The following is a 23,772-nucleotide window of genomic DNA, read 5'->3' as shown; positions in this document are numbered from 1 at the left end:
GAAATAGTTGGGTCTAGAGAAAAGACATGATTTACTCGTGGCGCATTAACTACTACAATTTTTCCTGCCTGTGCAGAACTCGCGAGACGACTTCTTTCCTGGGTCGCCTTAAAGCGCTTGGCTTATAGCTTTGTCTGCAGTTGATATCAGCCAACTACACTATTGGAGTACAGATTTTGTCCAGACTCGCCGAATTTCGCGCAGCAGAAAAAGCCCTTCAAGAGCAGCTTGCCCAGCTGGAATCCCTGAAGAACGATGCTGGCCTGAAGAAAGAAATCGAATTCGAAGAAAAGCTTCAAGCCCTGATGAAGAGCTATGGCAAAGGCCTGCGCGACATCATTTCCATCCTTGATCCAAACCCGGGCAAGTCCAGCGCCGCCGCTGCCGCCCCCAAACAGCGCCGTGCGCGAGTGGTCAAGGTTTACCAGAACCCGCACACCGGTGAACTGATCGAAACCAAAGGCGGTAACCACCGTGGCCTCAAGGCCTGGAAAGAACAGTACGGCCCTGCCACTGTAGATTCCTGGCTTCGCGGCTGATCGTACCGGACTTATAAAGAGCCCCGCTGACGCGGGGCTTTTTTATCTTGTAAGGTTCGAAATCGAACTTAAATAACATTTCACTTTGTTCAAAATCGACAGACCTCACGCACTTAAAGTTTCAGGCTATCGCGTACCGAACTGACTTCCTCCTTGCTTGCTTCATACGCATCGGCCTGACCCGCGTATGAAAATACATACGCCTTATCGGTATCAACCGCGCCCACCAATGTTTGCGAGAGCACGTGCCGCCCGTTCTCGGTTATCACGCAAGTAGTTTCCAGCGCTTCAAGACGGCTCAATGTTGAAGGGCGCATCTTGCTGCACACGCTTTGATAACCGCCCTGGGCAAAATCCTTCTGGATGGATTTACGCATCTCCAGCAGTACGCCTTGAAGATTAACCTTGTGGCCAACTTCAATCGGTGTCCCGGTCAACTCCATGACCATCAGGGTCGTACCGTTTTCATCATTCTTGATTGCCCGCTGGCGTGACACTGCCTGGGGTTTGACAGGTGCCTGGCCATCCGCGACGACTTCCTCAACCTGCCACCCACTAGGCCAATGAATTTCGGGCTCGGCGGCCACTACGCAGGAACTGCCCAACCACACGCACAGCATGCCCAACAGCGGTTTACGAAATTCAGTCATTACGAAAAACACCCAAGGTTCAATGGCCAAAGTTTGGGCCCCAGCCTCCACAGGCCGCAAGGCCTGCATGGCTTTTTCATCTGGCGACCGGGCCAAGCGTTGCGTATCATGGTCCGGCTGCACGGATGCCAGCCGCAAGCCAAGGAACCGCTCACATTTCAGAGCCGCGTTTGCCCCATTTTTTCTGGAGGGCCCATGAGCCTGCACGAACTGAACACTTTCCCGGGCGTTACCGCCCAACCTGACACCGCCACCGCCAATTTCGTGTTCAACCACACCATGCTGCGGGTCAAGGACATCACCAAGTCACTGGACTTCTACACCCGTGTCCTGGGCTTTTCCCTGGTTGAAAAACGCGACTTCCCGGAAGCCGAATTCAGCCTGTACTTCCTCGCTCTGGTCGATAAATCCCAGATTCCGGCCGACGCTGCCGAGCGCACCCAGTGGATGAAGTCGATTCCAGGCATTCTGGAACTGACCCACAACCACGGCACCGAAAACGACGCTGACTTCGCCTATCACAACGGCAATACCGACCCACGTGGTTTTGGCCATATCTGCATCTCGGTGCCGGATATCGTCGCTGCCTGCGAGCGCTTCGAAGCCCTGGGCTGCGATTTCCAGAAGCGCCTCACCGACGGTCGCATGAAGAGCCTGGCCTTCATCAAGGACCCGGATGGGTATTGGGTCGAAATTATCCAGCCGGCACCGCTGTAACGAAAAAAACCCCATGATCGCTCATGGGGCTTTTCATTTGCGCGGCCTTCCTTACGCCGGGGCAGAAGTCCGGATCAGGTGGTCGAACGCACTGAGGGAGGCCTTGGCGCCCTCGCCCACCGCAATCACGATCTGCTTGTACGGCACTGTGGTGACATCACCGGCAGCGAATACGCCCGGCAGTGACGTCTCGCCACGCGCATCGACGATGATCTCGCCACGCGGCGTCAGTTCCACGGTGCCTTTGAGCCAGTCGGTGTTGGGCAGCAGGCCGATTTGCACAAAGATCCCTTCCAGGTCGATGGTCTTGAACTCGCCGCTGTCACGGTCCTTGTACGCCAGACCGGTGACTTTCTGGCCATCGCCTTTCACTTCGCTGGTCAGCGCGCTGGTGATCACATCGACGTTCGGCAGGCTGTAGAGCTTGCGCTGCAACACGGCGTCGGCGCGCAACTTGCTGTCGAACTCGAGCAAGGTCACGTGGCTGACGATACCGGCCAGATCGATGGCCGCTTCCACGCCGGAGTTGCCGCCGCCGATCACCGCCACACGCTTGCCCTTGAACAATGGACCGTCACAGTGCGGGCAGAAGCACACACCCTTGGCCTTGTATTCCTGCTCGCCCGGGACACCCATTTCTCTCCAGCGGGCGCCGGTCGCCAGGATCACGGTCTTGGATTTGAGAGTCGCACCGCTTTCGAAGCGAATTTCGTGCAGGTCACCGGCGTTTTTCGCCGGAATCAAGGCACTGGCGCGCTGCAGGTTCATGATGTCCACGTCGTACTGGCGCACGTGGGCTTCCAGGGCGCTGGCCAATTTCGGGCCTTCGGTTTCCTGTACCGAAATGAAGTTCTCGATGGACATGGTGTCCAGCACTTGCCCGCCGAAACGCTCGGCGGCGACGCCGGTGCGAATGCCTTTGCGTGCGGCGTAGATCGCAGCCGATGAACCGGCAGGACCGCCGCCGACGACGAGTACATCGAAGGCCTCTTTGGCGCTGATTTTCTCGGCGGCTTTTTCGATGCCGCTGGTGTCGAGCTTGGCGAGGATCTCTTCCAGGCCCATGCGACCCTGGCCGAAGTTCACACCATTAAGGTACACGCTGGGCACTGCCATGACTTGGCGCTCGTCCACCTCAGCCTGGAACAGTGCGCCGTCGATGGCGACATGGCGGATGTTAGGGTTGAGCACAGCCATCAGGTTCAACGCCTGGACCACGTCCGGGCAGTTCTGGCAGGACAGCGAGAAGTAAGTCTCGAAGCTGAACTCGCCTTTGAGGGCGCGGATCTGTTCGATCACTTCGACACTGGCCTTCGACGGGTGGCCACCGACTTGCAGCAGGGCCAGCACCAGCGAAGTGAATTCATGGCCCATGGGGATGCCGGCAAAACGCAGGCTGATCTCGGCACCCGGGCGGTTGATGGAGAACGACGGCTTACGCGCATCATTGCCATCGGTTTTCAGGGTAATCAGCGTGGTGAGGCTGACCACGTCCTGCAAAAGGGCAAGCATTTCCTGGGATTTCGCGCCGTCGTCGAGGGAGGCGACGATCTCGATCGGCTGGGTGACCCGTTCCAGGTATGACTTCAACTGAGCTTTAAGATTGGCGTCCAACATACGGGCGATTTCCTGTTCATTCGGTTTATTGCAGACAAAAAAACGCCCGAGCGAATCTCGCCCGGGCGTTTTGGGGGCGGATGCAGCTTACTTAAGTGCGGATTCCCGCCCTTGAGACTTCACAGACTTAGATCTTGCCGACCAGGTCCAGGGACGGAGCCAGGGTAGCCTCGCCTTCTTTCCACTTGGCTGGGCACACTTCGCCTGGGTGGGCAGCAACGTACTGAGCGGCCTTGATTTTACGCAGCAGCTCGGAAGCATCACGGCCAACGCCACCGTCGTTCAGTTCAACGATCTTGATCTGACCTTCCGGGTTGATCACGAAAGTACCGCGGTCTGCCAGGCCAGCTTCTTCGATCAGCACGTCGAAGTTGCGAGAGATGGTCAGGGTCGGGTCGCCGATCATGGTGTACTGGATCTTGCCAATGGCTGGCGAAGTGTTGTGCCAGGCAGCGTGGGCAAAGTGGGTGTCGGTGGAAACGCTGTAGATCTCGACGCCCAGTTTCTGGAACTCGGCATAGTTGTCAGCCAGGTCTTCCAGCTCGGTTGGGCACACGAAGGTGAAGTCGGCTGGGTAGAAGAACACAACGGACCACTTGCCTTTCAGGTCAGCGTCGGACACATCTACGAAGTTGCCGTTTTTGTAGGCGGTAGCTTTGAACGGTTTTACTTGGCTGTTGATGATAGGCATCGTTGACTCTCCGTCAGGTTTGTAGAAGGGCTTAGCAAGTTGATGAGGTGAATCCTACCCACTCTCTACGCCGATGGCTCATTGGCAAACCTGATGCTGACGATTGGTTTTCCCTATCAGGTGACTGTATTAATAGAAGAAATCTCAAAGCAGCGGTCGGGTCGCCAGGGTCATGCCGAGAAAGGGCGTGGCTTCAACATAGCGCATGGCGGATTTCATGTCGCTCCAGCCGACATAACTCATCAACGACTTCAAATCCCAGCCGCTGCGATGAGCCCAGGTGGCAAAGCCCCGGCGCAGCGAGTGGCTGGTGTAGTGCTCGGCGGGAATGCCGGCGCGCTCCAGGGCCTGGCGCAGCAGCGGGATCACACTGTTGGGGTGCAAGCCCTCTTCCCCCAGGTTGCCCCAGCGATCAATACCGCGAAACACCGGGCCACGTACCAAAGCCGAGGCACTGAGCCACTCGCTATAGGCCTGCACCGGACACAGCCGCAACAGTGCCGGGGTGTGGTAGGTCTTGCCGAGGTTGTCGCGGTCGCTTTTGCTGCGGGGTAGATAGAGGCTGATCCCCGCTCCAGGCGTGGCTTGCACATGCTCGATGGAAAGGCGACACAGCTCATCGCTGCGAAAGCCACGCCAGAAGCCCAGCAGGATCAACGCAGTATCACGCTTGACACGCAGCAACCGGGGCTGGTCCTGTGTCTGCGCCGCCTCTATCGCTTCAGCGTCAAGAGAAGCAACCACTTGTTCCAGATGCTTGAGCTGCAACGGTTCGGCTTGCTTCTCCTGCGCCGGGTGCACAGCACGAATGCCCTTGAGTACCTTGCGCACCACGGGCGCCTTGGTCGGGTCAGGAAACCCCTGGCTGGCATGCCACTGCGCGAGTGCCGACAACCGCAGCTTCAGCGTGTTGACTGCCAGCACACCTGCGTATGCGACCAGATAGCGCGCCACGCTGTCGCTGGTTGCCGGCAGGAACCCGCCCCAACTCACTTCGAAGTGCTCGATGGCCGCGCGATAACTGCGCCGCGTGTTATCGCGCGTGGCGGCGTTGAGGTAACGATCCAGATCGCTCATGGGAAGCCTATTTGTACTACTGGCGGGGACTTTAGCAAATCAAACACGCATGACACGGGATAATACGCCAATATCCCATCTGTTAAACGCTGAGTCACAACAACTTTTTATTTATGATATGGTACGTATATACATACCACGTACCACATTACGAAATCGATGGAGACCCCATGGCTCGCGGCGGCATCAACAAAGCAGTAGTTCAAACAGCCCGCTTGGCAATCCTCGCCCGCGGCGAGAACCCCAGCATCGACGCAGTACGTATCGAGATGGGCAATACGGGCTCGAAAACCACCATTCACCGCTATTTGAAAGAGCTGGATGAAAGCGAAACGCGCACCACCATCACCGAAGCGCCGATCGACGACGAGCTTGGCGAACTGGTTGCGCGACTGGCCCAGCGCCTGAAAGAGAAAGCCCAAGAGCCAATCGACCTGGCCCTGGCGCAGTTCGAACAGCAGAAGGCCGCCCTGCTCGCCCAGGTGCAAGCCCTTGAGGAGGCCCATGGCCAACTCCAGCAGCGGTTCGATATCCAGGCGGCCGCCCTGGCAGAAGAAAGCGCAGCCCTGCAAACCGCCAGCACCAGCCTGCAGACCGAGCAGACCCGCAACGCCGGGCTGAGCCAGGCGTGCAGTGATTACGAGCTAAGGATCAACGACAAGGACGAGCAGATTCGCTCGCTGGAAGAAAAGCACCTGCATGCCCGGGACGCCCTGGAGCATTACCGCAATGCCATAAAAGAGCAGCGCGAGCAGGAACAGCGCCGCCATGAAGGCCAGTTGCAACAGGTACAGGCAGAACTGCGCCAGGCCCAACAGAGCGCCATGGTGCGCCAGGATGAAATCACCCAACTGCATCGCGACAATGAGCGCCTGTTGATTGAGCACCGGGTAACGGCGAGGGAGTTGACCGCACTGCAGGAGCAATCCCGCAAGGATCAGGCCCGGCTGCTCAAGCTGACTGAACAGGTGAGCCTGATTGATAGCGAACGCACCCTGCTTCAAGAGCGCCTGCGAGTAGCAGCGCTGGAGAACCAGTCACGCCAGGAAGCGCTGGGCGAACAGCAGCAAGCCAATAAAACCCTGGAACTGGAGCTGATCAAGGCCCAGGCCAGTGTCGAGGCGCTGCGCCTGGCCGCCGCCGTTGCAGCGGCGCCAGAGGCAACGCCCAAGGCCTGATCAGCCCGCTACGGGCGTGCGCATGGTGACGAACTCTTCCGCCGCCGTTGGGTGCACGCCGATGGTTTCATCGAAGTGCTGCTTGGTCGCGCCTGCCTTGAGCGCAATCGCCAGGCCCTGTACGATTTCACCCGCATCCGGGCCGACCATGTGGCAACCCAGCACTTTGTCGGTGTCGGCGTCGACCACCAGCTTCATCAAGGTCTTTTCCTGGCACTCGGTGAGGGTCAGCTTCATCGGCCGGAAACGGCTTTCGAAGACCTGCACCTTGTGGCCCTTCTCCCTCGCCTCTTCTTCGCAGAGCCCCACGGTGCCAATGTTCGGCAGGCTGAATACCGCCGTCGGGATCATCTTGTAATCCACCGCACGATACTGCTCAGGCTTGAACAAGCGACGCGCCACAGCCATGCCTTCGGCCAGGGCAACCGGCGTCAATTGCACACGACCGATCACATCGCCGATGGCCAGGATCGAGGACTCGGCGGTCTGGTACAGGTCATCCACCTCAACAAAACCACGCTTGTCGAGCTTGACGCCGGTGTTCTCCAAGCCCAGGTTATCCAGCATCGGACGCCGCCCCGTGGCGTAGAACACGCAGTCGGCTTCGAGCACCCGGCCGTCTTTCAGCGTGGCCTTGAGGCTGCCATCGGCCTGCTTGTCGATGCGCTCGATATCGGCATTGAATTGCAGGTCCAGGCCGCGCTTGGTCAGCTCTTCCTTCAAGTGCGTGCGTACCGAACCGTCGAAGCCGCGCAGGAACAGGTCGCCGCGGTACAGCAACGAGGTCTGGGCGCCCAGGCCGTGGAAAATACCGGCAAACTCGACAGCGATGTAACCACCGCCAACCACCAGCACACGCTTGGGCAATTCCTTGAGGAAAAACGCTTCATTGGAGCCAATGGCGTGTTCGCGCCCAGGAATCTCCGGAATCTGCGGCCAACCACCCGTTGCGATCAGAATGTGCCTGGCGGTAAAGCGCTGGCCATTGATTTCGACCTGATGCGGATCCACCAGGCGCGCATGCCCTTCATGCAGGGTCACGCCGCTGTTGACCAGCAAGTTGCGATAGATGCCATTGAGGCGATTGATCTCGCGGTCCTTGTTGGCGATCAAGGTGGCCCAATCAAAATTCGCCTCGCCCAACGACCAGCCAAAACCGCTGGCCTGCTCGAAATCCTCGGCAAAATGAGCGCCGTACACCAACAGTTTTTTCGGCACGCAACCGACGTTGACACAGGTGCCGCCCAGGTAGCGGCTTTCCGCCACGGCCACCTTGGCACCAAAGCCTGCGGCAAAACGTGCCGCACGCACACCGCCGGAACCGGCGCCAATTACATACAGGTCAAAATCGTAGGCCATTTCACTCTCCTCGGCAGGACATCAGCATACCGACTTACATGGGGCTGAAAAACGAAAAAGCCACCCGAAGGTGGCTTTTTTGGAACAGGCTGCCTACACCGTGAATCAGTAAGCCTTGCCAGTCTTGTAGAAATGCTCGTAGCAGAAGTTGGTCGCTTCGATGTAGCCCTCGGCGCCACCGCAGTCGAAACGCTGGCCCTTGAATTTGTAGGCAATCACGCAACCGTCTTTGGCTTGCTTGAGCAGGGCGTCGGTGATCTGGATCTCGCCACCCTTGCCTGGCTCGGTTTCCTCGATCAGCTTGAAGATGTCCGGAGTCAGGATGTAACGACCGATGATCGCCAGGTTGGAAGGTGCGTCTTCCGGCGCTGGTTTCTCGACCATGTCACGCACGCGGATCAGGCCATCGCCAATGTCGTCACCGGCAATAACGCCGTACTTGTTGGTTTCGGTGGGGTTCACTTCCATCACGGCAACGATAGTGCAACGGTACTTTTGATACAGTTTGACCATCTGGGTCAGTACGCCGTCGCCTTCCAGGTTCACACACAGGTCATCCGCCAGTACCACGGCGAACGGTTCGTCACCGATCAGCGGGCGTCCGGTCAGGATGGCGTGGCCGAGGCCTTTCATCTGAGTCTGACGGGTGTAGGAGAACGAGCATTCGTCCAGCAGTTTGCGGATGCCGACCAGGTATTTTTCCTTGTCGGTGCCCTTGATCTGGTTTTCCAGCTCGTAGCTGATGTCGAAGTGGTCTTCCAGCGCGCGCTTACCACGGCCGGTCACGATGGAGATTTCGTTCAGGCCGGCATCCAGTGCCTCTTCGACGCCGTACTGAATCAGTGGCTTGTTCACCACCGGCAGCATCTCTTTGGGCATGGCCTTGGTCGCTGGCAAGAAGCGAGTGCCGTAACCGGCTGCTGGGAACAAGCATTTCTTGATCATATGGGTCCTTACAAAGGGCTGTGCGTACGGAATTCGGCGCAGTCTAATCAGGCCGCAGTCACCTTACAATGGGTCCTGCTGGCGTTGCGATGTCATCATAGAGAAAAAATCTCGGCGTAAGTTCCGCGTATCTTACGAAGCGCATCTGCATCGGCACGGCCAAATGAGCCTGCACGGGGTATTTCCAAGGGCTGTGACCTTTTTAGCATGCTTTTACAGCGGTAACACTGACCTAGAATAACTTGCGCGTGCCCGCGACATTTGGCGCTATCATAGGCCCCTGAACCAGACCACGAGATACTTGATAGATGTCAGAACCAAAAGGCGTGAACGGCTACCTGATCACCAAGCGAGCAGACGGTTGGCACCTGATCAACTTCCACGGCGACAGCGTCGCCGGCGCATTTGCCAGCGAAAGCCAGGCTATTGCCGTAGCCGAAGTGTTTGTGGATGAAGCAGGCCACGCTTCGAGCAAACGGCCCAAGGGCAAGTAAACGTCAATGCCCTGTGCAAAAGGCCCCGGTGAACGGGGCTTTTTTGTGTTTGTCTGTACGTAGATGGCAGTTCGCTATAATCTCGCCAAAACGCCCCACGACAGTGTCAGCGTGCCCTCCAACACCCTCGATGATGAACCTACATGAACAAGATTCTGGCACTGACTGCAGGACTGGCGCTCGCCGGATGCACCACCACCTCTGACGTCTACCTGAAAAACGGTGAGCAAGGCCTGACCATCGACTGCTCGGGCGAAGCCAATTCCTGGGCCAGCTGCTATGAAAAGGCCGACGCTTCTTGCGCAGGCACCGGCTACCGTATCGTCGGCACCGAAGGCACGCCTTCGCTCAAGGAAAGTGAAAAGACCCTGGGCCAGGACGTCGGCAACTTCAAAAGCCGCAGTGTCGTAGTCGTGTGCAAGTAAGCTTAGCGCCTACAACTGGATATCGGCGAACTTGATACCCAGGCCACGAATGGTCTCCACCAGGTCATCCAGCCGCGAGAACGACTCGACTTCATCCTGATCGTCCACCAGGAAAAAGCTGCGGCCACCGCTTTTCTTGAAAAATACAATCCACTCCCCCAAGTCAGCCGGGTTCTGGATGATGTGAGTGGCCGATATCTGGCCTTCGGCCTGGCGAGCCCTGACGTGTTCACGCTTCATAAAAGACTTCCCGAAAAAACAAATGCCGCACAAACCGGGGGTTTGCACGGCATTTTTGCATTGAATGGACGAGAGTTTAACGGATGCCCTGCCCGATCAGTGGGTGAAACGGCGCTTATGAACCGGAAATGCACTCTTCGCCGGCCTTCTTCACATCACCGGGGCGGATCGGCACATTGGACATGCTCTCGTAGAGCTTGATACTGCTGCCGCTGGAGCGGTCTTCGATCTCGAAAATTGCCGACGGGTCCGCCGAGAATTTCTGCGGCACAATCACCTGCACACCGTCCTTATGCGGCTCGATCTGCGGCGGCCGGCGCGTGGTGGACAGTTTACGCACTACACAGGCAGCATATTCCTGCGGTTTCTTCCCGGAAATAACCGCCAGGGTCGGCGGGGTCTGCTTGATATCTGCAACCGAAGCACACCCACCAATCGCCAGGGCCAGAACCAACACACTCCACTTCATACAAAACCTCCGATAAAGACCCTACGACAGCGAGGATGGTATTTTTCTCCCGCCCACGTAGGATTTATCCCTGATAACTCGGTAAATAACTGTTTTAAATTGTCGACGTCGTTGAAGACGGGCCGATAATAAACGCGCTGGGGCTGATAAACTCCATCTTAACCTACGTATCGTTCTGATTTTTCAGAAAAAGCCCTTCTGGAGACACCCTCATGAAATTCATCCACCAGCGCGAGCACCTCAACGAGGGAGACATTGTTGTCATCGAATGCTCGCAGACTTGTAATATCCGGCTAATGAGCGATGCGAATTTTCGCAGCTTCAAGAATGGCGGCCGACACACCTACCACGGCGGCGCATTCGACAAGTTCCCCGCCAAAATCACCGCACCGAGCACCGGGTTCTGGAATATCACCCTTGACGTGGTCACACGCCGTGCCATCAGCGTGACCCGCAAACCCGCGCTGTCTCACAAGATCCGCATTGTGCGTCGCACCAGCTCCAAGCTGAGCTGACCCGACCCTCCCACAGGAAACGATCGTGACCGCTACTACCAAATACGTAATCAAGTACAAGCTCAACGGCGAACGCCGCTTTGAGTTCGCTCAACTGCAGACCAACAGCGTCGAAGAAGCCAAGCAAGCCTTGGCGAAAATTCACGATGCCAGTGATGAAATCACCGACATCAATGTGAGCAAGGCGCTGTAGGCGAATGCCCGGCCCCACCGAAGATCTGTTCGCCGAAGACGCCTTGCAGCAACCCGCAGGGCGCGAGCAAATTGGCGAACAGTCCTGCGTATTAAAAGGCTACGCCCTGCCCTGGATTGAGCGCCTTCTACCGGAACTACGGCAGGTGCTGGCTCAATCACCGTTTCGGCAAATGGTCACACCGGGTGGTTTTACCATGTCGGCGGCATTGAGCAGTTGCGGCGACCTGGGCTGGACTACCGACACCTCTGGTTACCGTTACTCATCCGTGGACCCACGTAGCCAGCAACCCTGGCCGCCCATGCCGGACGCCCTGCGTGAATTGGCGGTGCTGGCGGCCGCTGACGCCGGGTTCCCTGACTTTGCCCCGGACGCCTGCCTGATCAACCGCTATGTACCCGGCGCAAAAATGTCGCTGCATCAAGACAAGAATGAGCGTCGCTACAGCGAACCCGTGGTGTCTGTCTCGCTCGGACTGCCGGCAATATTTCTGTTTGGTGGGCATGCGCGCAGTGACAAGACCCGCAAAGTCTCGCTGTTCCATGGCGACGTGGTGGTCTGGGGCGGCGTGGACCGCCTGCGCTTTCATGGCGTGATGCCGATCAAGGAAGGCGTGCACCCGGTGATGGGTCCCCAACGCATCAACCTGACCTTTCGCACCGCCGGCTGATTTGACCGCAAGCTTCAGAGTGCCGGGCGTTCGCGACCCGGCTAATCTGGCCGGGATCCGTCAAGAGTGCCGAACATGACTACCGAACAAGACCCGCGCTGGGCCGCCGTACTTGCCCGTGACCCCAAGGCCGATGCGCTGTTCGTCTATGGCGTGAAGACCACCGGCGTGTACTGCCGCGCCAGTAGCGCTTCACGCTTGCCGCGCCCGGAAAACATCGAGTTTTTCGACACCCCGGCGCAGGCCGAAGCCGCCGGCTATCGCGCCAGCAGACGCGCGGCCGGCGACCGGACCCAGCTCGCGGCGCAGCATGCACAGCTGGTGGCCGATGCCTGTCGTCATATCGAACAGGCCGACACTCCACCCAGCCTGAATACGCTGGCACTGCACGCCAATCTCAGCCCTTTTCATTTTCACCGTGTGTTCAAAGCCGTTACTGGCCTGACACCCAAGGGCTATGCCAGCGCCCATCGTTCGCGCAAGGTGCGCGACGGTCTCAAGAGTGCGCACTCAGTGACGGATGCACTGTATGAAGCGGGCTTCAACTCCAACAGTCGCTTTTATGAATCCGCCGACCAACTACTTGGCATGAAGCCCGGCGACTACAAGGCCGGGGGCACCAACACTGCGATACTGTTCGCCGTCGGGCAGTGCTCACTGGGAGCGATCCTGGTGGCGCAGAGCGCTCGCGGCGTCTGTGCGATTCTGCTGGGGGATGACGCGGACCAACTGGTGCGCGATCTACAGGATCAATTTCCCAACGCGGAACTGGTGGGCGCCGACCCGTGTTTCGAGCAACTGATTGCGCAGGTCGTGGGGTTTATCGAAGCGCCCGCGCTCGGCCTGGACTTGCCACTGGACCTGCGCGGCACCGCATTCCAGGAACGGGTGTGGCAAGCCTTGCGCGAGATTCCACCGGGCAGCACCGCCAGCTACGCGCAGATCGCCGAGCGCATCGGCGCACCAAAGTCGTTCCGTGCGGTGGCCCAGGCGTGTGGCGCCAACAGCCTGGCGGTGGCCATTCCTTGCCACCGCGTAGTGCGTAGCAATGGTGAGCTATCGGGCTACCGCTGGGGGGTGGAGCGCAAGCAGCAATTGCTCGCCAGAGAACAGTCGTCTAAGACCTAGCGGATCCCTGACTGTCGCGACGTGCTGCTCCTGGATGGTGTGCAAGGCCATCTCCTTCAAAGCTTCAGTTTGCGTTTACGAAATTCAGCGACTTTATGCCGATTGCCACACAACGCCATGCTGCACCAGCGGCGCTTGTGGGCCTTGGTGCGGTCATAAAACCACAAGATGCATTCCGGATGCTCGCAGCGCCGGATCAAATTGAAATCTCCTTCCACCAGCAACGTGGCGGCCGCCTCGGCAATCGGGGCCAGGAACTGTTGCGCCGTCTGCTGCTTGCGCTGGCGCTCAAGCTTTGGCGCCTCGGACGCCGTCCACACCAACTGCGGATGGCTCACCGCCTTGCGTAAAAAGCCGTTGAGCGCCGCCGGATTGCCAGGTTGTCGCGCTTTGCGCGCAGCCACCAACTCACGAATCACTTCGCGCAACTCCCGCGCGGCGCTGAGCAAGGCCCCCGGTTCAAACTGCGGAATACCGTGTTGTTCAACCCATTGCAGGCGCACCAACCAGGCGGCCACGTCGGCATCGGCCTGCCAGAAATCCCACGGCACGCCGTCGATGTTCGCCAGGGTATTGAGCATGTCCAACACCGGATCATCGGCCAAGACATAGGGTTCCGAGGGGGCGGCAGTGGATGGGGGAAGGGTCATGGGGCAATCCTCTTGTGAGCGTCCATATCGTAACCGCTATTACGACATCAGGATAGTTACAAAAATAACAATTATAACCCTCATAAATGATTTGACAGGTTACATTAATCAGCGCAGCTTTTTAAAAAGTAACCCGTAAATCAACTCAATCTAGTTACAAAGGGCATTCCATCATGACCACTCCAACCCCTGTCGTTCACTACCGCCACGTCGATGCCGACGGCGTGCGCATGTTCTACCGCGAGGCCGGTGCTGCATCGGCACCGGTCATGTTGCTGCTGCACGGCTTTCCCAGTTCGTCGCACATGTTCCGCGACCTGATCCCCTTGCTTGCCACGCGCTTCCGGGTCATTGCGCCGGACCTGCCAGGCTTCGGCTTCACCGAGGTGCCGGCTGAGCGCGATTACCACTACAGCTTCGACAACCTGGCAATCACGGTCGGGCATTTTGTCGATGCGCTGGCGTTGAACCGTTACGCCCTGTATGTCTTTGACTATGGCGCGCCGGTGGGCCTGCGCCTGGCGGTGGCGCATCCGGAACGGGTCAGCGCGCTGGTGTCGCAGAACGGTAACGCCTATCTGGAAGGCCTGGGGGATGCCTGGGCACCGATTCGCACCTATTGGAACGAGCCGACCCAGGCCAACCGCGAGGTGATTCGCAACGCAGTGATCAGCCTGGAAGGCACGCGCTACCAATACCTGCATGGCGTAAAGCAGCCCGAGCGGGTAGCCCCGGAATCCTACATGCTCGATGTACTGCTCATGCAGCGCCCCGGCAATGACGAGATCCAACTGGACCTGTTCCTCGACTACCGCAACAACCTGGCGCTGTACCCGGCGTTCCAGGCGTTCTTCAAGGCCACACTCGTACCCACGCTGGTGATCTGGGGCCAGAACGACCCGTTCTTTATCCCGCCAGGCGCCCACGCCTATAAAGCTGACAACCCGAATGCCGTGGTGGAACTGCTCGACACCGGTCACTTCGCCCTGGAAACCCATGCCGCCCATATCGCCGAGCGGATTCACGCCGTACTCGGCAACGCCATTGATTGATGACGCACCACGAAACGCCGCGATCGTCCAGTGAATAAAACAGAGTGGCCGGGGGCCATGGGCCCTGTTAAAACAGCGAAAAGCCTCACTAACGCTGGAGACGCATCCCATGAGCACCTGGCCAGACACCCGCCTTCTCGACCTGCTGGGCATTCAGTTGCCCATCATCCAGGCCCCCATGGCGGTGGGCACGACCACCGCCATGGTTATCGCCGCCAATCAGGCCGGTGCGTTGGGTTCGCTGCCGGCTGCAGCGCTGAGCATCGAGCAGCTGCGCGAAGCGCTGACCGCCATTCGCCAGGCCAGCCCACGTCCGATCAACGTCAATTTCTTCTGCCACCAACCGCCCACGCCAGACCTCGAGCGTGATCGCCGCTGGAAGGCACTGCTGGAACCCTACTACCGCGAACTGGGCGCCGACTTTGATGCGCCCACCCCGGTCTCCAACCGTGAACCGTTCAATGACGCCGCGTGCCAGGTCGTCGAAGAATTCCGCCCCGAAGTGGTCAGCTTTCACTTCGGTTTGCCGGAAAAGTCCCTGCTGGATCGGGTGAAAGCCACTGGTGCCAAAGTGCTGTCTTCGGCCACCACGGTGGAAGAAGCGATCTGGCTGGAACAGCATGGCTGCGATGCAATCATCGCCATGGGCAGTGAGGCCGGCGGGCACCGTGGATTGTTCCTCAGCGACGACCTCAATACCCAGATCGGCCTGTTCGCCTTGTTGCCGCAAGTCGTCGACGCCGTCAGCGTGCCAGTGATTGCCGCCGGCGGCATCGGTGATGCGCGCGGGATTGTCGCGGCGTTCGCCCTCGGCGCCTCGGCGGTGCAGATTGGCACGGCGTACCTGTTTACTCCCGAAGCCAACGTCACGGCCTCACATCACTATGCTTTGCGCCATGCCCAGGCCAGCGAAACCGCGCTGACCAACCTGTTCACCGGTCGCCCGGCACGGGGCATCGTCAACCGGGTAATGCGCGAGTTGGGCGCGATCAACCCGGCCGCACCGGCGTTCCCCACTTCCGGTGGCGCGTTGATACCGCTCAAGGCCAAGGATGAAGCGGGCTTCAGCAACCTGTGGTCCGGTCAGGCACTGCGCCTGGGCAAAGACACCACGACTTATGAACTGACCCGTGAATTGGCGGAGCAGGCGCTGGCCAAGCTCAACTAGCACTCGGCTGTGTGGCAACTTTGCACTGTACCGGCAAAGGCCAACCGCTATATATTCCCATACATAGCGGTTAAGCCTTCTACCTATAACAAGCCGTACACCCTCAAAGGAGCTGTTTCATGAAGAGTCATGCCTCACGCCTGGCCATCCTGGCCGTTGCCCTGGCATTCGGTTCGGCCCACGCCGATGAAGTCCAGGTGGCCGTCGCAGCCAACTTCACTGCACCGATCCAGGCGATCGCCACCGACTTCGAGAAAGATACCGGGCACAAACTGGTCGCGGCCTACGGTGCCACCGGCCAGTTCTACACCCAGATCAAGAATGGCGCGCCGTTCGAAGTGTTCCTGAGCGCCGACGACACCACCCCGCAGAAGCTTGAAAGCGAAGGCGACACCGTCAAGGGTTCGCGCTTCACCTACGCCGTCGGCACCCTGGCGCTATGGTCGGCGAAGGACGGTTACGTCGACGCCAAAGGCGACGTATTGAAGAAAAACGAGTTCAAGCACCTGTCGATTGCCAACCCGAAAGCCGCACCCTATGGCCTGGCTGCCACTCAGGTGTTGGCCAAGGAAGGTCTGACCGACAAGGTCAAGGACAAGATTGTCGAAGGCCAGAACATCACCCAGGCTTATCAGTTCGTGTCCACCGGCAACGCCGAGCTGGGCTTTGTGGCCTTGTCGCAGATCTATAAAGACGGCAACGTCACCAGCGGTTCGGCGTGGATCGTCCCGGCGTCCATGCACGACCCGATCAAACAGGACGCAGTGATCCTCAACAAGGGCAAAGACAGCGCCGCTGCCAAGGCACTGGTCGAATACCTCAAGGGGCCTAAAGCCGCTGCCGTCATCAAGTCCTTTGGTTACGAGCTGGCCAAGTAAATGCCGTTATCGAGTGCCGATTTCTCCGCTATCTGGTTGACCCTCAAACTGGCCTCACTGACCACCGTGATCCTGCTGGTCATCGGCACTCCGATTGCCTTGTGGCTGTCGCGCACCCGTTCCTGGTGGCGCGGCCCCATTGGTGCGGTCGTCGCCTTGCCGTTGGTGTTGCCGCCGACGGTGATCGGTTTCTACCTGTTGTTGACCATGGGGCCCAATGGCTATTTCGGCCAGTTCACTCAGTGGTTGGGCCTGGGCACCCTCACCTTCAGCTTCGCCGGACTGGTGATCGGCTCAGTGATCTATTCCATGCCGTTTGTGGTGCAGCCGTTGCAAAACGCCTTCTCCGCCATCGGCACACGCCCACTGGAAGTGGCCGCAACCTTGCGTGCCAACCCGTGGGACACTTTTTTCACAGTGATTCTGCCCCTGGCCCGCCCCGGCTTTATCACCGCCTCGATCCTGGGCTTTGCACACACCGTCGGCGAATTCGGCGTGGTGCTGATGATCGGCGGCAATATCCCGGACAAGACCCGCGTGGTCTCCGTGCAGATCTACGACCATGTGGAAGCCATGGAATACGCCCAGGCCCATTGGCTGGCCGGCTCCATGGTGGTGTTCGCGTTCCTCGTGTTGCTGGCGCTCTACTCCAGCCGTAAAACCAGGATGGGCTGGAGCTGATGTCGATGATCAATGTGCGCCTGAACCTCAAGTACACAAGCTTTGCCCTCGATGTGGACCTGCACCTGCCCGGCCGAGGCGTAACCGCGCTGTTCGGGCATTCCGGTTCCGGCAAGACCACCTGCCTGCGCTGCATCGCCGGGCTGGAACGCGCCGGAGACGGCTTCATCCAGATCAATGATGACGTCTGGCAAGACAGTCGTAACGGGCTGTTCGTGCCGCCGCATAAACGCGCGCTGGGCTACGTGTTTCAGGAGGCCAGCCTGTTCCCGCACCTGTCGGTACGCGCCAACCTGGAGTTCGGCCTCAAGCGGATTGCCCGTCAACAGCGTCGTGTGGACATGGCCCAGGCCACTGAGTTGCTGGGCATCGGTCATCTGCTCGAGCGCCATCCCCAGCACCTCTCCGGCGGCGAGCGCCAGCGCATCGGTATCGCCCGCGCCTTGCTCACCAGCCCGAGCCTGCTGCTGATGGACGAGCCGCTGGCTGCCCTCGACAGTCAGCGAAAGGGTGAAATCCTGCCGTACCTCGAACGCCTGCACGATGAACTGGATATCCCGGTGCTGTACGTCAGCCATGCCCAGGATGAAGTGGCACGCCTGGCCGATCACATCGTGCTGCTCAGCGACGGCAAGGCCCTGGCCAGCGGCCCCATCGGTGAAACCCTGGCACGTCTCGACCTGCCCCTGGCGCGGGGTGACGATGCCGGTGTGGTCATCAATGGTACGGTCAGTGCCTACGACGACCACTACCAATTGCTCACGCTGCAACTGCCCGCCAGCGCCCTGCACATGCGCGTAGCCCATGCACCGCTGGCGCTGGGCAAGGCGCTGCGCATCAAGGTGCAGGCGCGCGACGTGAGCCTCAGCCTGCAAGCCGAGGAGCACAGCAGCATCCTCAACCGCCTGCCGGTCACCGTCACCCAGGAAATTGCCGCGGACAACAGCGCTCACGTGCTGGTACGCCTGGACGCGGGAGGCTCGCCGCTGTTGGCGCGCATCACGCGATTCTCCCGCGACCAGTTGCAACTGCACCCCGGCCAGACGCTGTGGGCGCAGATCAAGGCGGTCGCCGTGCTGGCTTGAGCAATCTTTTGGCACGACCGCATACGGCTGCGGTCAATCAGACATACCGGCCTGATGTGTTGCCAAGGAACCCGCCCCATGTCCGACTCTGCGCTGCCCCGCGACCTGCATTACGTTGACGACACCCAGCCCGGCATCCGTCGCAAGACGCTGCGGGGCAAGTTCCAGTATTTCGATTCCAAGGGCGAGCGTATCCGCGATGCGGATGAGATCAAGCGCCTCAACGCCCTCGCCGTACCGCCGGCCTACACCGATGTGTGGATCTGCGCCGACCCGCAAGGCCATCTGCAAGCGACCGGCCGCGACGCGCGCGGGCGCAAGCAGTATCGCTATCACGCGCGCTGGCGTGAGGTGCGCGACAGCGACAAATACTCGCGCCTGCAGGAATTCGGCAACGCCTTGCCGAAGCTGCGCAAACAGTTGGAAGCGCAAATCGCCGAACCCGGCTTTACCCGCGAAAAAGTCCTGGCCACGGTCGTCATGCTGCTGGACGCGACGCTGATCCGGGTCGGCAATACTCAGTATGCGCGGGACAACAAGTCCTACGGGCTGACCACCCTGCGCACCCGTCATGTGGATGTCAAAGGCAGCGAGATCCAGTTCCAGTTTCGTGGAAAGAGCGGCGTAGAGCACCAGATCAGCGTCAAGGACCGGCGCCTGGCCACGGTGGTCAAACGCTGCATGGAGCTGCCGGGGCAGAACCTGTTCCAGTACCTGGACGAAGACGGTGTACGGCACACCGTCAGTTCCCAGGACGTCAATGACTACCTGCACCGCCTCACCGGCGCCGACTTCACCGCCAAGGACTACCGCACCTGGGCCGGCACCGCCATGGCGCTGGCGGTGTTGCGCGAGCTGGAATGGCAGCCTGAGTCGGATGCCAAGCGGCATGTGGTGGCGATGGTCAAGGACGTCGCCAGGCAGCTGGGCAACACGCCGGCGGTGTGCCGCAAATGCTATATCCACCCGGCCGTGCTGGAGCATTTCAGCCTCGGCGAACTCTCCAAATTGCCCAAACCAAGACTGCGCAAAGGGCTCAAGGCCGAAGAAGTGGCCTTGGCGATGTTCCTGGAGCAACTGGCGCAAGACTTGCCGAAAAAAGCCAAGGCGGGTTAGGCTTTGCCTCCCTTCTGATGCGCAGGACGACCGCCGACGTGAACCACTAAGCCTTCCAAAATGTACCCGCAACGAGCCGCCTGGCGCGCTTGTTGGCCTGTCCGACATTTTTTTGGAGGTGCTGATGACTGACGTCAACCGGCTGCCTGTGCTTGTTTCCCTGCAACATTTATCCTTCCGGTTCGCCAATGGCGAGACGCTGCTGGATGACCTCAACCTGTCCATCGATTACACCCCCACCGGTATCGTGGGGCGCAATGGTCGAGGAAAAAGTGTACTCGCCAAATTGATCGCGGGGCTGTTGTCGCCCTCCTCCGGCTCGTTGAATTGCCCACGCAGCGTGATCTATGTAGCGCAGAACGTCGTGGTAGCGCCAGGCGATACCGTCGCCGATCTAACCGGCACCGCAGCGATATTGACCGCCCTTGAGCGCATGGCCCGAGGCGCCCCACAGATCGATGACCTCGAATTGATCGATGATCGTTGGGACTTGGCCGAGCGTTTGCGCAGTAGCTTGAATGCCGCAGGGTTGTCGCGGCTTTCTGTTGATACCCCAGCCCGTCAACTCAGCGGCGGCCAGTTAGCCAGGGTTGCGATCATCGGCGCGCTGCTGGCCGCGCCACAGTTGCTGGTGCTCGATGAGCCCACCAACCACCTCGATAGCGATGGCCGCGCCTGGCTGCTGCGTGTCCTCGACGAATGGCGTGGCGGCCTGGTGGTGGTCAGCCATGACCGGCAATTACTCAACGCAATGGGGCGCATCATTGAGCTGTCGCCGCTCGGCGTAAACCTATATGGCGGGAACTACGACGCCTATCGACAACAGCGCGACGCTGAACAGCACGCCGCCGTCGCCGCACTGGAACACGCTCGCCTGGAACGCAGCCGCGAAAAGCGGCGCCTGCAAAAAGGCCACGACAACCTGCAACGCCATGCCGCCCGCTCACGCAAGCATGCGGAAACGGCCAACGTCGATCGCTTCACCAAAGCGCGCTGGAAAGGCGCTGCCTCGCAGATCGTCAGCACCGTGCGCAGCGCGCATGAGCAACACAAACAGGAGCTGGATGCCCAGGTGCGCCAAGCCTATGCTCGGGTCGAGGATGAAACGCCGACGCTGGTGGCATTGCCTGCGTCAGCGGTACCTAACGGCCGACAGGTGCTGTCGTTGATCAACGCGCAATTACCCTGGCTGCCGTCGACCTGCCTCAACGTGCACCTCACCGGCCCGGTGCGTGTGGCGGTGCATGGACCCAACGGTTGCGGCAAGTCCACGCTGCTCAAAGTGCTGGCGGGAGAATGGCGTGCAGAAAGCGGCGAATGCCACGTGCACGTGCCCAGCGCCTATATCGATCAGCACCTCGCGCTGCTCGACGACCACCGTTCCATCGTCGAACAACTGAACCTGCTGGACACCCCGCTGGCGGAAGGCGAATTGCGCACGCGCCTGGCCCTGCTGCAACTGGATGCCCTGCGTGTGACCCAACCCGCCGGGCAACTCAGCGGCGGCGAACGCCTGAAGGCTGCGATGGCGGTTGCCTTGTGGCGCGCAGTGCCGGCGCAATTGCTGTTGCTGGACGAGCCGACCAACCATTTGGACCTGGAATCGGTGATGGCGTTTGAGCAAGCCATGCAAGGTTTTGCCGGGGCAATGCTGGTGGTGTCCCATGACGCGGCGTTTGTGCAAGCGATCAGGCCGACGCACTTTCTGGACTGGCATCCTGCGGGTTGGACCCTGACGCCTGCCTGAGGTCATTGCATGCGCGCTTAAAGCGTCCTACGGTAGTGGCCGGATAATCTCACCGAGGAACCCGGCCCTATGTTGCCTTCGCCACGAAAGCCCTACGTCAATGCCGCACTGGCCCATCGACAGCGTTGGCGTGGCCGCGTCGGACTGATGCTGGTGGCCAGCCTGTCGGTGCTGGCGGGCATGACCGATGCCATCGGCTTCATGGCGAGCGGTGACTTTGTTTCGTTCATGAGCGGGAACACTACGCGCCTGGCGGTGGCGATAAGCGCGGGTGACCTGGGCCTGACCGGGCGGCTGCTGTTGCTGGTGGCAACTTTTGTGGTGGGTAACGCGCTGGGCGTGGTGGTCGGCCGACTCAGCCGTCGCCATGCCCTGCCCTTGCTGCTGTGTATTGCCGCCTTGCTGTGCGGCGGTGCACTCCTGCCCTTCGCCGATACGTTGCCCGCGCTACTGGCGGCGATCATCGCGATGGGCATGCTCAATGCTGCGGTGGAAGAGGTCAACGGGCTGCCGGTGGGACTGACTTACGTCACCGGTGCACTGTCACGCTTTGGCCGTGGGCTGGGGCGCTGGCTGCTCGGCGAGCGCCGCAATGGCTGGCGCGTACAGTTGATCCCTTGGGCCGGGATGTTTGTGGGGGCGGTGATCGGTGCGCTGCTGGAGCAGCAGCTGGGGCTCAAGGCGCTGATCGTCAGCGGTGTATTGGCGGGGTTTCTGGGGCTGGTATCGCTGAAGATCCCTCGGCGCTGGCACCTGGGCTTCATGCCCCGCTGAAGGTTAAAAGGAGCTCGCCCGACGTTTAGGCCTCGACGTCCGTGTACTGGTAAAGAGCCATCATGTCGGGCGAGCCGGTGAATCATAAGCGAATGCCTCGCGGCTGTCGTGCCAGGCATTTCCTAAATCGACTAAGGCAACGGATTACAGGCAGGTCGCCAGTGCGGCCAAACGGCGCTTGGCCGGCATGTTGTCTTCGATGGCGTAGTACTTGATGGTGGAACCGCTGCCCGCGCTCTGTACATCGACAAAGTAATCGCCAGCGGTGGTGTACACCGTGAAGCCACCCGCGCCGATTGGCTCCTTGAAGCCGCCGGCGTCAACGCCGAACACACTTTCGTCCTGCCAGCCGAACTGCACGCATTCGGCAACGACCAGGGTGGCCTTGTCCGAAGCCAGGGTCTTGTAAGGCGTGCCTGCGCGCGCGTCTCTCATCTTCGAACCCGCGCAACCGGCCAGGGCCGCCAGTACCAGTGCGCCAATTACCACCTTGTGCATGCCATTGCTCCGTTGGAAAAAACGCGACTGTACCATTGCCACAGGCCGGACTGATGGCCGCATGAACTTTGTTTCACTGTAAAGGGGCCAGGCGCGACCTATAGTGGTCACGCTCATTTTTAGAAGTCTTCCTTCCGCCCGCGCTCCCGCGGGCTTTTTTTCGCCCCGGTTGTGCTCAGAGCAGCCAGCGGAACAGATAGAACAACGCCATGCTCAGCAGCACCGTCATCAACACATTGCGTGTCCAGAACATCAATGCCACGGCGCTGATACCCGCCAGCAGGTAAGGGTTGGCCGGGCTCAGGTTGAGCTGGTGGTCAGCCAGGAAAATGATCGGCCCGCAAATCGCCGTGAGCATCCCCGGCACCGCGAATCCCAGAAACTCCCGCGCGCCACGGTTGAGGCGCACCGGCAGGCGTGGCTCGATAAACAGGTAACGGTTGAGAAACACCACCAGGCCCATGGCCACAATCATGATGTAGATCATTGCTGCCCTACTCCCAGTCGCTTGCAGGCATACCCTGCGCTCATGCCCAGCAGGCCGGACACCACCACCGCCGATTCCCAATGCAGGAAGCTCAGCCACACCGAGAACAGCAATGACACCGCCACACAGACCACCGTGGGAACGTCACGCACCACCGGCGTAATCAAGGCGATGAAGGTGGCGGCGATGGAAAATTCCAGGCCCAGTTGGTCGAGGCCGGGAATGCTTTTACCAAGCACGATGCCGGCCAGGGTGAACAGGTTCCAGGCGATATAGAACGTCAGGCCGACACCCAAGGCATACCAGCGATTGAAGGTCTCGCGGTCATAGTGACTGACCAGCGCAAAGAATTCGTCGGTCAGCAGAAAGCCCAGGCTCATGCGCCAGCGGGTCTTGAGGGGAGAAAGGACCGGCCGCAAGTGCATGCCATACAGCAAATGCTGGGAGGTCAGCAGCAAGGTGGTCAGCACGATGGAAATCAGACTGGCGCCGCTCTTGACCATGCCGATGGCAACCAGTTGCGCAGCACCGGCGAATACGATGGCAGAAAGGCCCTGGGCTTCCAACGGGCTGAATTGTGCATCGATGGCCATGGAACCGGCCAACAGTCCCCAGGGCGCGCAGGCCAGGGACAAGGGAATGACGGCAATGGCGCCGCGAGCGAAGGCGTAATGAGGTAAGGCAGTAGGCATGGAAACGGCTCATCGACAGACAGTCGACAAGCATGCC

General features: G+C 59.8%; 29 protein-coding genes. 17 read left to right on the top strand and 12 right to left on the bottom strand.

From position 1 onward, the window contains the following. The first annotated feature begins 176 nt into the window (after window positions 1–176). Window positions 177–539, top strand: a complete 363-nt coding sequence (locus BFN10_RS02205; RefSeq protein ID WP_071488246.1) for a histone-like nucleoid-structuring protein, MvaT/MvaU family — start codon at window positions 177–179, stop codon at window positions 537–539. Between the two features lie 113 nt (window positions 540–652). On the opposite strand, the gene BFN10_RS02200 is transcribed toward BFN10_RS02205, so the two are convergent. Next, the gene (locus BFN10_RS02200) at window positions 653–1,189 is read right to left on the bottom strand and encodes a DUF4946 domain-containing protein (protein WP_071488254.1); all 537 of its coding nucleotides are present in this window, start codon (window positions 1,187–1,189) and stop codon (window positions 653–655) included. A gap of 195 nt (window positions 1,190–1,384) precedes the next feature. Here BFN10_RS02200 and gloA point away from each other — a divergent pair, with 195 nt between their 5' ends. Further along, on the top strand, window positions 1,385–1,906 hold the full coding sequence (gloA, locus tag BFN10_RS02195) for a lactoylglutathione lyase (protein WP_071488245.1): 522 nt from the start codon (window positions 1,385–1,387) through the stop codon (window positions 1,904–1,906). A 51-nt stretch (window positions 1,907–1,957) separates the two neighbouring features. On the opposite strand, the gene ahpF is transcribed toward gloA, so the two are convergent. The 3 genes from ahpF to BFN10_RS02180 all read right to left on the bottom strand — a co-directional run bounded on the left by ahpF (window position 1,958) and on the right by BFN10_RS02180 (window position 5,291). Further along, a complete protein-coding gene (ahpF, locus tag BFN10_RS02190; RefSeq protein WP_071488244.1) occupies window positions 1,958–3,523 on the bottom strand; it encodes an alkyl hydroperoxide reductase subunit F in 1,566 nt (521 codons plus the stop codon). 127 nt (window positions 3,524–3,650) lie between these two features. Continuing rightward, window positions 3,651–4,214 carry an alkyl hydroperoxide reductase subunit C gene (gene ahpC, locus BFN10_RS02185; protein WP_010210361.1) on the bottom strand — a complete coding sequence of 188 codons (564 nt, stop codon included), beginning with the start codon at window positions 4,212–4,214 and terminating at the stop codon, window positions 3,651–3,653. Window positions 4,215–4,358: 144 nt separating this feature from the next. Further along, window positions 4,359–5,291, bottom strand: a complete 933-nt coding sequence (locus BFN10_RS02180) for a site-specific integrase (RefSeq protein WP_071488243.1) — start codon at window positions 5,289–5,291, stop codon at window positions 4,359–4,361. Window positions 5,292–5,461: 170 nt separating this feature from the next. Between BFN10_RS02180 and BFN10_RS02175 the strand changes: the two genes are divergently transcribed. Further along, window positions 5,462–6,469 (top strand): DNA-binding protein, encoded by a 1,008-nt coding sequence (locus BFN10_RS02175; protein ID WP_071488242.1) that lies wholly within the window; start codon window positions 5,462–5,464, stop codon window positions 6,467–6,469. On the opposite strand, the gene gorA is transcribed toward BFN10_RS02175, so the two are convergent. Both gorA and galU read right to left on the bottom strand, forming a co-directional pair. Further along, complete coding sequence (gorA, locus tag BFN10_RS02170; RefSeq protein ID WP_071488241.1) at window positions 6,470–7,828, bottom strand: glutathione-disulfide reductase; 1,359 nt, start codon at window positions 7,826–7,828, stop codon at window positions 6,470–6,472. A gap of 105 nt (window positions 7,829–7,933) precedes the next feature. Beyond that, entirely contained in the window at window positions 7,934–8,773 is an 840-nt protein-coding gene (gene galU / locus BFN10_RS02165) for a UTP--glucose-1-phosphate uridylyltransferase GalU (RefSeq protein ID WP_003173830.1), read from the bottom strand. Window positions 8,774–9,081: 308 nt separating this feature from the next. On the opposite strand from galU, the gene BFN10_RS02160 reads away from it, so the two are divergent. Both BFN10_RS02160 and BFN10_RS02155 read left to right on the top strand, forming a co-directional pair. Continuing rightward, on the top strand, window positions 9,082–9,267 hold the full coding sequence (locus tag BFN10_RS02160) for a hypothetical protein (protein ID WP_012724166.1): 186 nt from the start codon (window positions 9,082–9,084) through the stop codon (window positions 9,265–9,267). A gap of 143 nt (window positions 9,268–9,410) precedes the next feature. Continuing rightward, window positions 9,411–9,692, top strand: coding sequence for a hypothetical protein (locus BFN10_RS02155; protein ID WP_071488240.1), 282 nt, complete (start codon window positions 9,411–9,413; stop codon window positions 9,690–9,692). Window positions 9,693–9,701: 9 nt separating this feature from the next. Here the strand turns inward: BFN10_RS02155 and BFN10_RS02150 are convergent, their stop codons facing one another. Both BFN10_RS02150 and BFN10_RS02145 read right to left on the bottom strand, forming a co-directional pair. After that, entirely contained in the window at window positions 9,702–9,932 is a 231-nt protein-coding gene (locus BFN10_RS02150; protein ID WP_071488239.1) for a hypothetical protein, read from the bottom strand. A gap of 115 nt (window positions 9,933–10,047) precedes the next feature. Next, on the bottom strand, window positions 10,048–10,401 hold the full coding sequence (locus BFN10_RS02145; protein ID WP_071488238.1) for a hypothetical protein: 354 nt from the start codon (window positions 10,399–10,401) through the stop codon (window positions 10,048–10,050). A gap of 212 nt (window positions 10,402–10,613) precedes the next feature. Here BFN10_RS02145 and BFN10_RS02140 point away from each other — a divergent pair, with 212 nt between their 5' ends. The 4 genes from BFN10_RS02140 to ada all read left to right on the top strand — a co-directional run bounded on the left by BFN10_RS02140 (window position 10,614) and on the right by ada (window position 12,907). Then, on the top strand, window positions 10,614–10,916 hold the full coding sequence (locus BFN10_RS02140) for a DUF1883 domain-containing protein (protein ID WP_003191319.1): 303 nt from the start codon (window positions 10,614–10,616) through the stop codon (window positions 10,914–10,916). A 25-nt stretch (window positions 10,917–10,941) separates the two neighbouring features. After that, complete coding sequence (locus BFN10_RS29385) at window positions 10,942–11,109, top strand: hypothetical protein (RefSeq protein WP_012724160.1); 168 nt, start codon at window positions 10,942–10,944, stop codon at window positions 11,107–11,109. A gap of 4 nt (window positions 11,110–11,113) precedes the next feature. Continuing rightward, entirely contained in the window at window positions 11,114–11,779 is a 666-nt protein-coding gene (gene alkB, locus BFN10_RS02135; RefSeq protein WP_071488237.1) for a DNA oxidative demethylase AlkB, read from the top strand. A gap of 75 nt (window positions 11,780–11,854) precedes the next feature. Further along, window positions 11,855–12,907, top strand: a complete 1,053-nt coding sequence (gene ada / locus BFN10_RS02130) for a bifunctional DNA-binding transcriptional regulator/O6-methylguanine-DNA methyltransferase Ada (RefSeq protein WP_071488236.1) — start codon at window positions 11,855–11,857, stop codon at window positions 12,905–12,907. A 56-nt stretch (window positions 12,908–12,963) separates the two neighbouring features. Here the strand turns inward: ada and BFN10_RS02125 are convergent, their stop codons facing one another. After that, window positions 12,964–13,557, bottom strand: coding sequence for a CGNR zinc finger domain-containing protein (locus BFN10_RS02125; protein WP_071488235.1), 594 nt, complete (start codon window positions 13,555–13,557; stop codon window positions 12,964–12,966). Between the two features lie 173 nt (window positions 13,558–13,730). Here BFN10_RS02125 and BFN10_RS02120 point away from each other — a divergent pair, with 173 nt between their 5' ends. From BFN10_RS02120 to BFN10_RS02085, 8 genes are all read left to right on the top strand, one after another. Further along, window positions 13,731–14,609, top strand: coding sequence for an alpha/beta fold hydrolase (locus BFN10_RS02120; protein WP_071488234.1), 879 nt, complete (start codon window positions 13,731–13,733; stop codon window positions 14,607–14,609). Window positions 14,610–14,718: 109 nt separating this feature from the next. Beyond that, a complete protein-coding gene (locus tag BFN10_RS02115; protein ID WP_071488233.1) occupies window positions 14,719–15,777 on the top strand; it encodes an NAD(P)H-dependent flavin oxidoreductase in 1,059 nt (352 codons plus the stop codon). A gap of 119 nt (window positions 15,778–15,896) precedes the next feature. Further along, on the top strand, window positions 15,897–16,655 hold the full coding sequence (gene modA / locus BFN10_RS02110) for a molybdate ABC transporter substrate-binding protein (RefSeq protein ID WP_071488232.1): 759 nt from the start codon (window positions 15,897–15,899) through the stop codon (window positions 16,653–16,655). Further along, window positions 16,656–17,336 carry a molybdate ABC transporter permease subunit gene (modB, locus tag BFN10_RS02105; RefSeq protein WP_071488231.1) on the top strand — a complete coding sequence of 227 codons (681 nt, stop codon included), beginning with the start codon at window positions 16,656–16,658 and terminating at the stop codon, window positions 17,334–17,336. 5 nt (window positions 17,337–17,341) lie between these two features. Continuing rightward, window positions 17,342–18,421 (top strand): molybdenum ABC transporter ATP-binding protein, encoded by a 1,080-nt coding sequence (modC, locus tag BFN10_RS02100; RefSeq protein WP_071488253.1) that lies wholly within the window; start codon window positions 17,342–17,344, stop codon window positions 18,419–18,421. A gap of 78 nt (window positions 18,422–18,499) precedes the next feature. Further along, the gene (locus BFN10_RS02095; protein WP_071488230.1) at window positions 18,500–19,537 is read left to right on the top strand and encodes a DNA topoisomerase IB; all 1,038 of its coding nucleotides are present in this window, start codon (window positions 18,500–18,502) and stop codon (window positions 19,535–19,537) included. A 124-nt stretch (window positions 19,538–19,661) separates the two neighbouring features. Then, window positions 19,662–21,284 carry an ABC-F family ATP-binding cassette domain-containing protein gene (locus BFN10_RS02090; RefSeq protein WP_071488229.1) on the top strand — a complete coding sequence of 541 codons (1,623 nt, stop codon included), beginning with the start codon at window positions 19,662–19,664 and terminating at the stop codon, window positions 21,282–21,284. Window positions 21,285–21,353: 69 nt separating this feature from the next. Next, window positions 21,354–22,058: a YoaK family protein gene (locus BFN10_RS02085; protein ID WP_071488228.1), complete on the top strand. Its 705-nt coding sequence runs from the start codon at window positions 21,354–21,356 to the stop codon at window positions 22,056–22,058. A gap of 144 nt (window positions 22,059–22,202) precedes the next feature. Here the strand turns inward: BFN10_RS02085 and BFN10_RS02080 are convergent, their stop codons facing one another. The 3 genes from BFN10_RS02080 to BFN10_RS02070 form a co-directional block, all read right to left on the bottom strand. Next, the gene (locus BFN10_RS02080; RefSeq protein WP_071488227.1) at window positions 22,203–22,556 is read right to left on the bottom strand and encodes a hypothetical protein; all 354 of its coding nucleotides are present in this window, start codon (window positions 22,554–22,556) and stop codon (window positions 22,203–22,205) included. Between the two features lie 175 nt (window positions 22,557–22,731). Next, window positions 22,732–23,043 (bottom strand): AzlD domain-containing protein, encoded by a 312-nt coding sequence (locus tag BFN10_RS02075; protein ID WP_071488226.1) that lies wholly within the window; start codon window positions 23,041–23,043, stop codon window positions 22,732–22,734. Beyond that, the gene (locus BFN10_RS02070) at window positions 23,040–23,735 is read right to left on the bottom strand and encodes an AzlC family ABC transporter permease (protein ID WP_071488225.1); all 696 of its coding nucleotides are present in this window, start codon (window positions 23,733–23,735) and stop codon (window positions 23,040–23,042) included. Before BFN10_RS02070 ends, BFN10_RS02075 begins: the two co-directional genes overlap by 4 nt. Window positions 23,736–23,772 lie beyond the last annotated feature (37 nt).

This window comes from Pseudomonas extremorientalis, assembly GCF_001870465.1.
Taxonomy (GTDB): domain Bacteria; phylum Pseudomonadota; class Gammaproteobacteria; order Pseudomonadales; family Pseudomonadaceae; genus Aquipseudomonas; species Aquipseudomonas extremorientalis.
The sequence above is the reverse complement of the archived record's forward strand: the minus strand, read 5'-3'. Positions and strand labels throughout refer to the sequence as shown.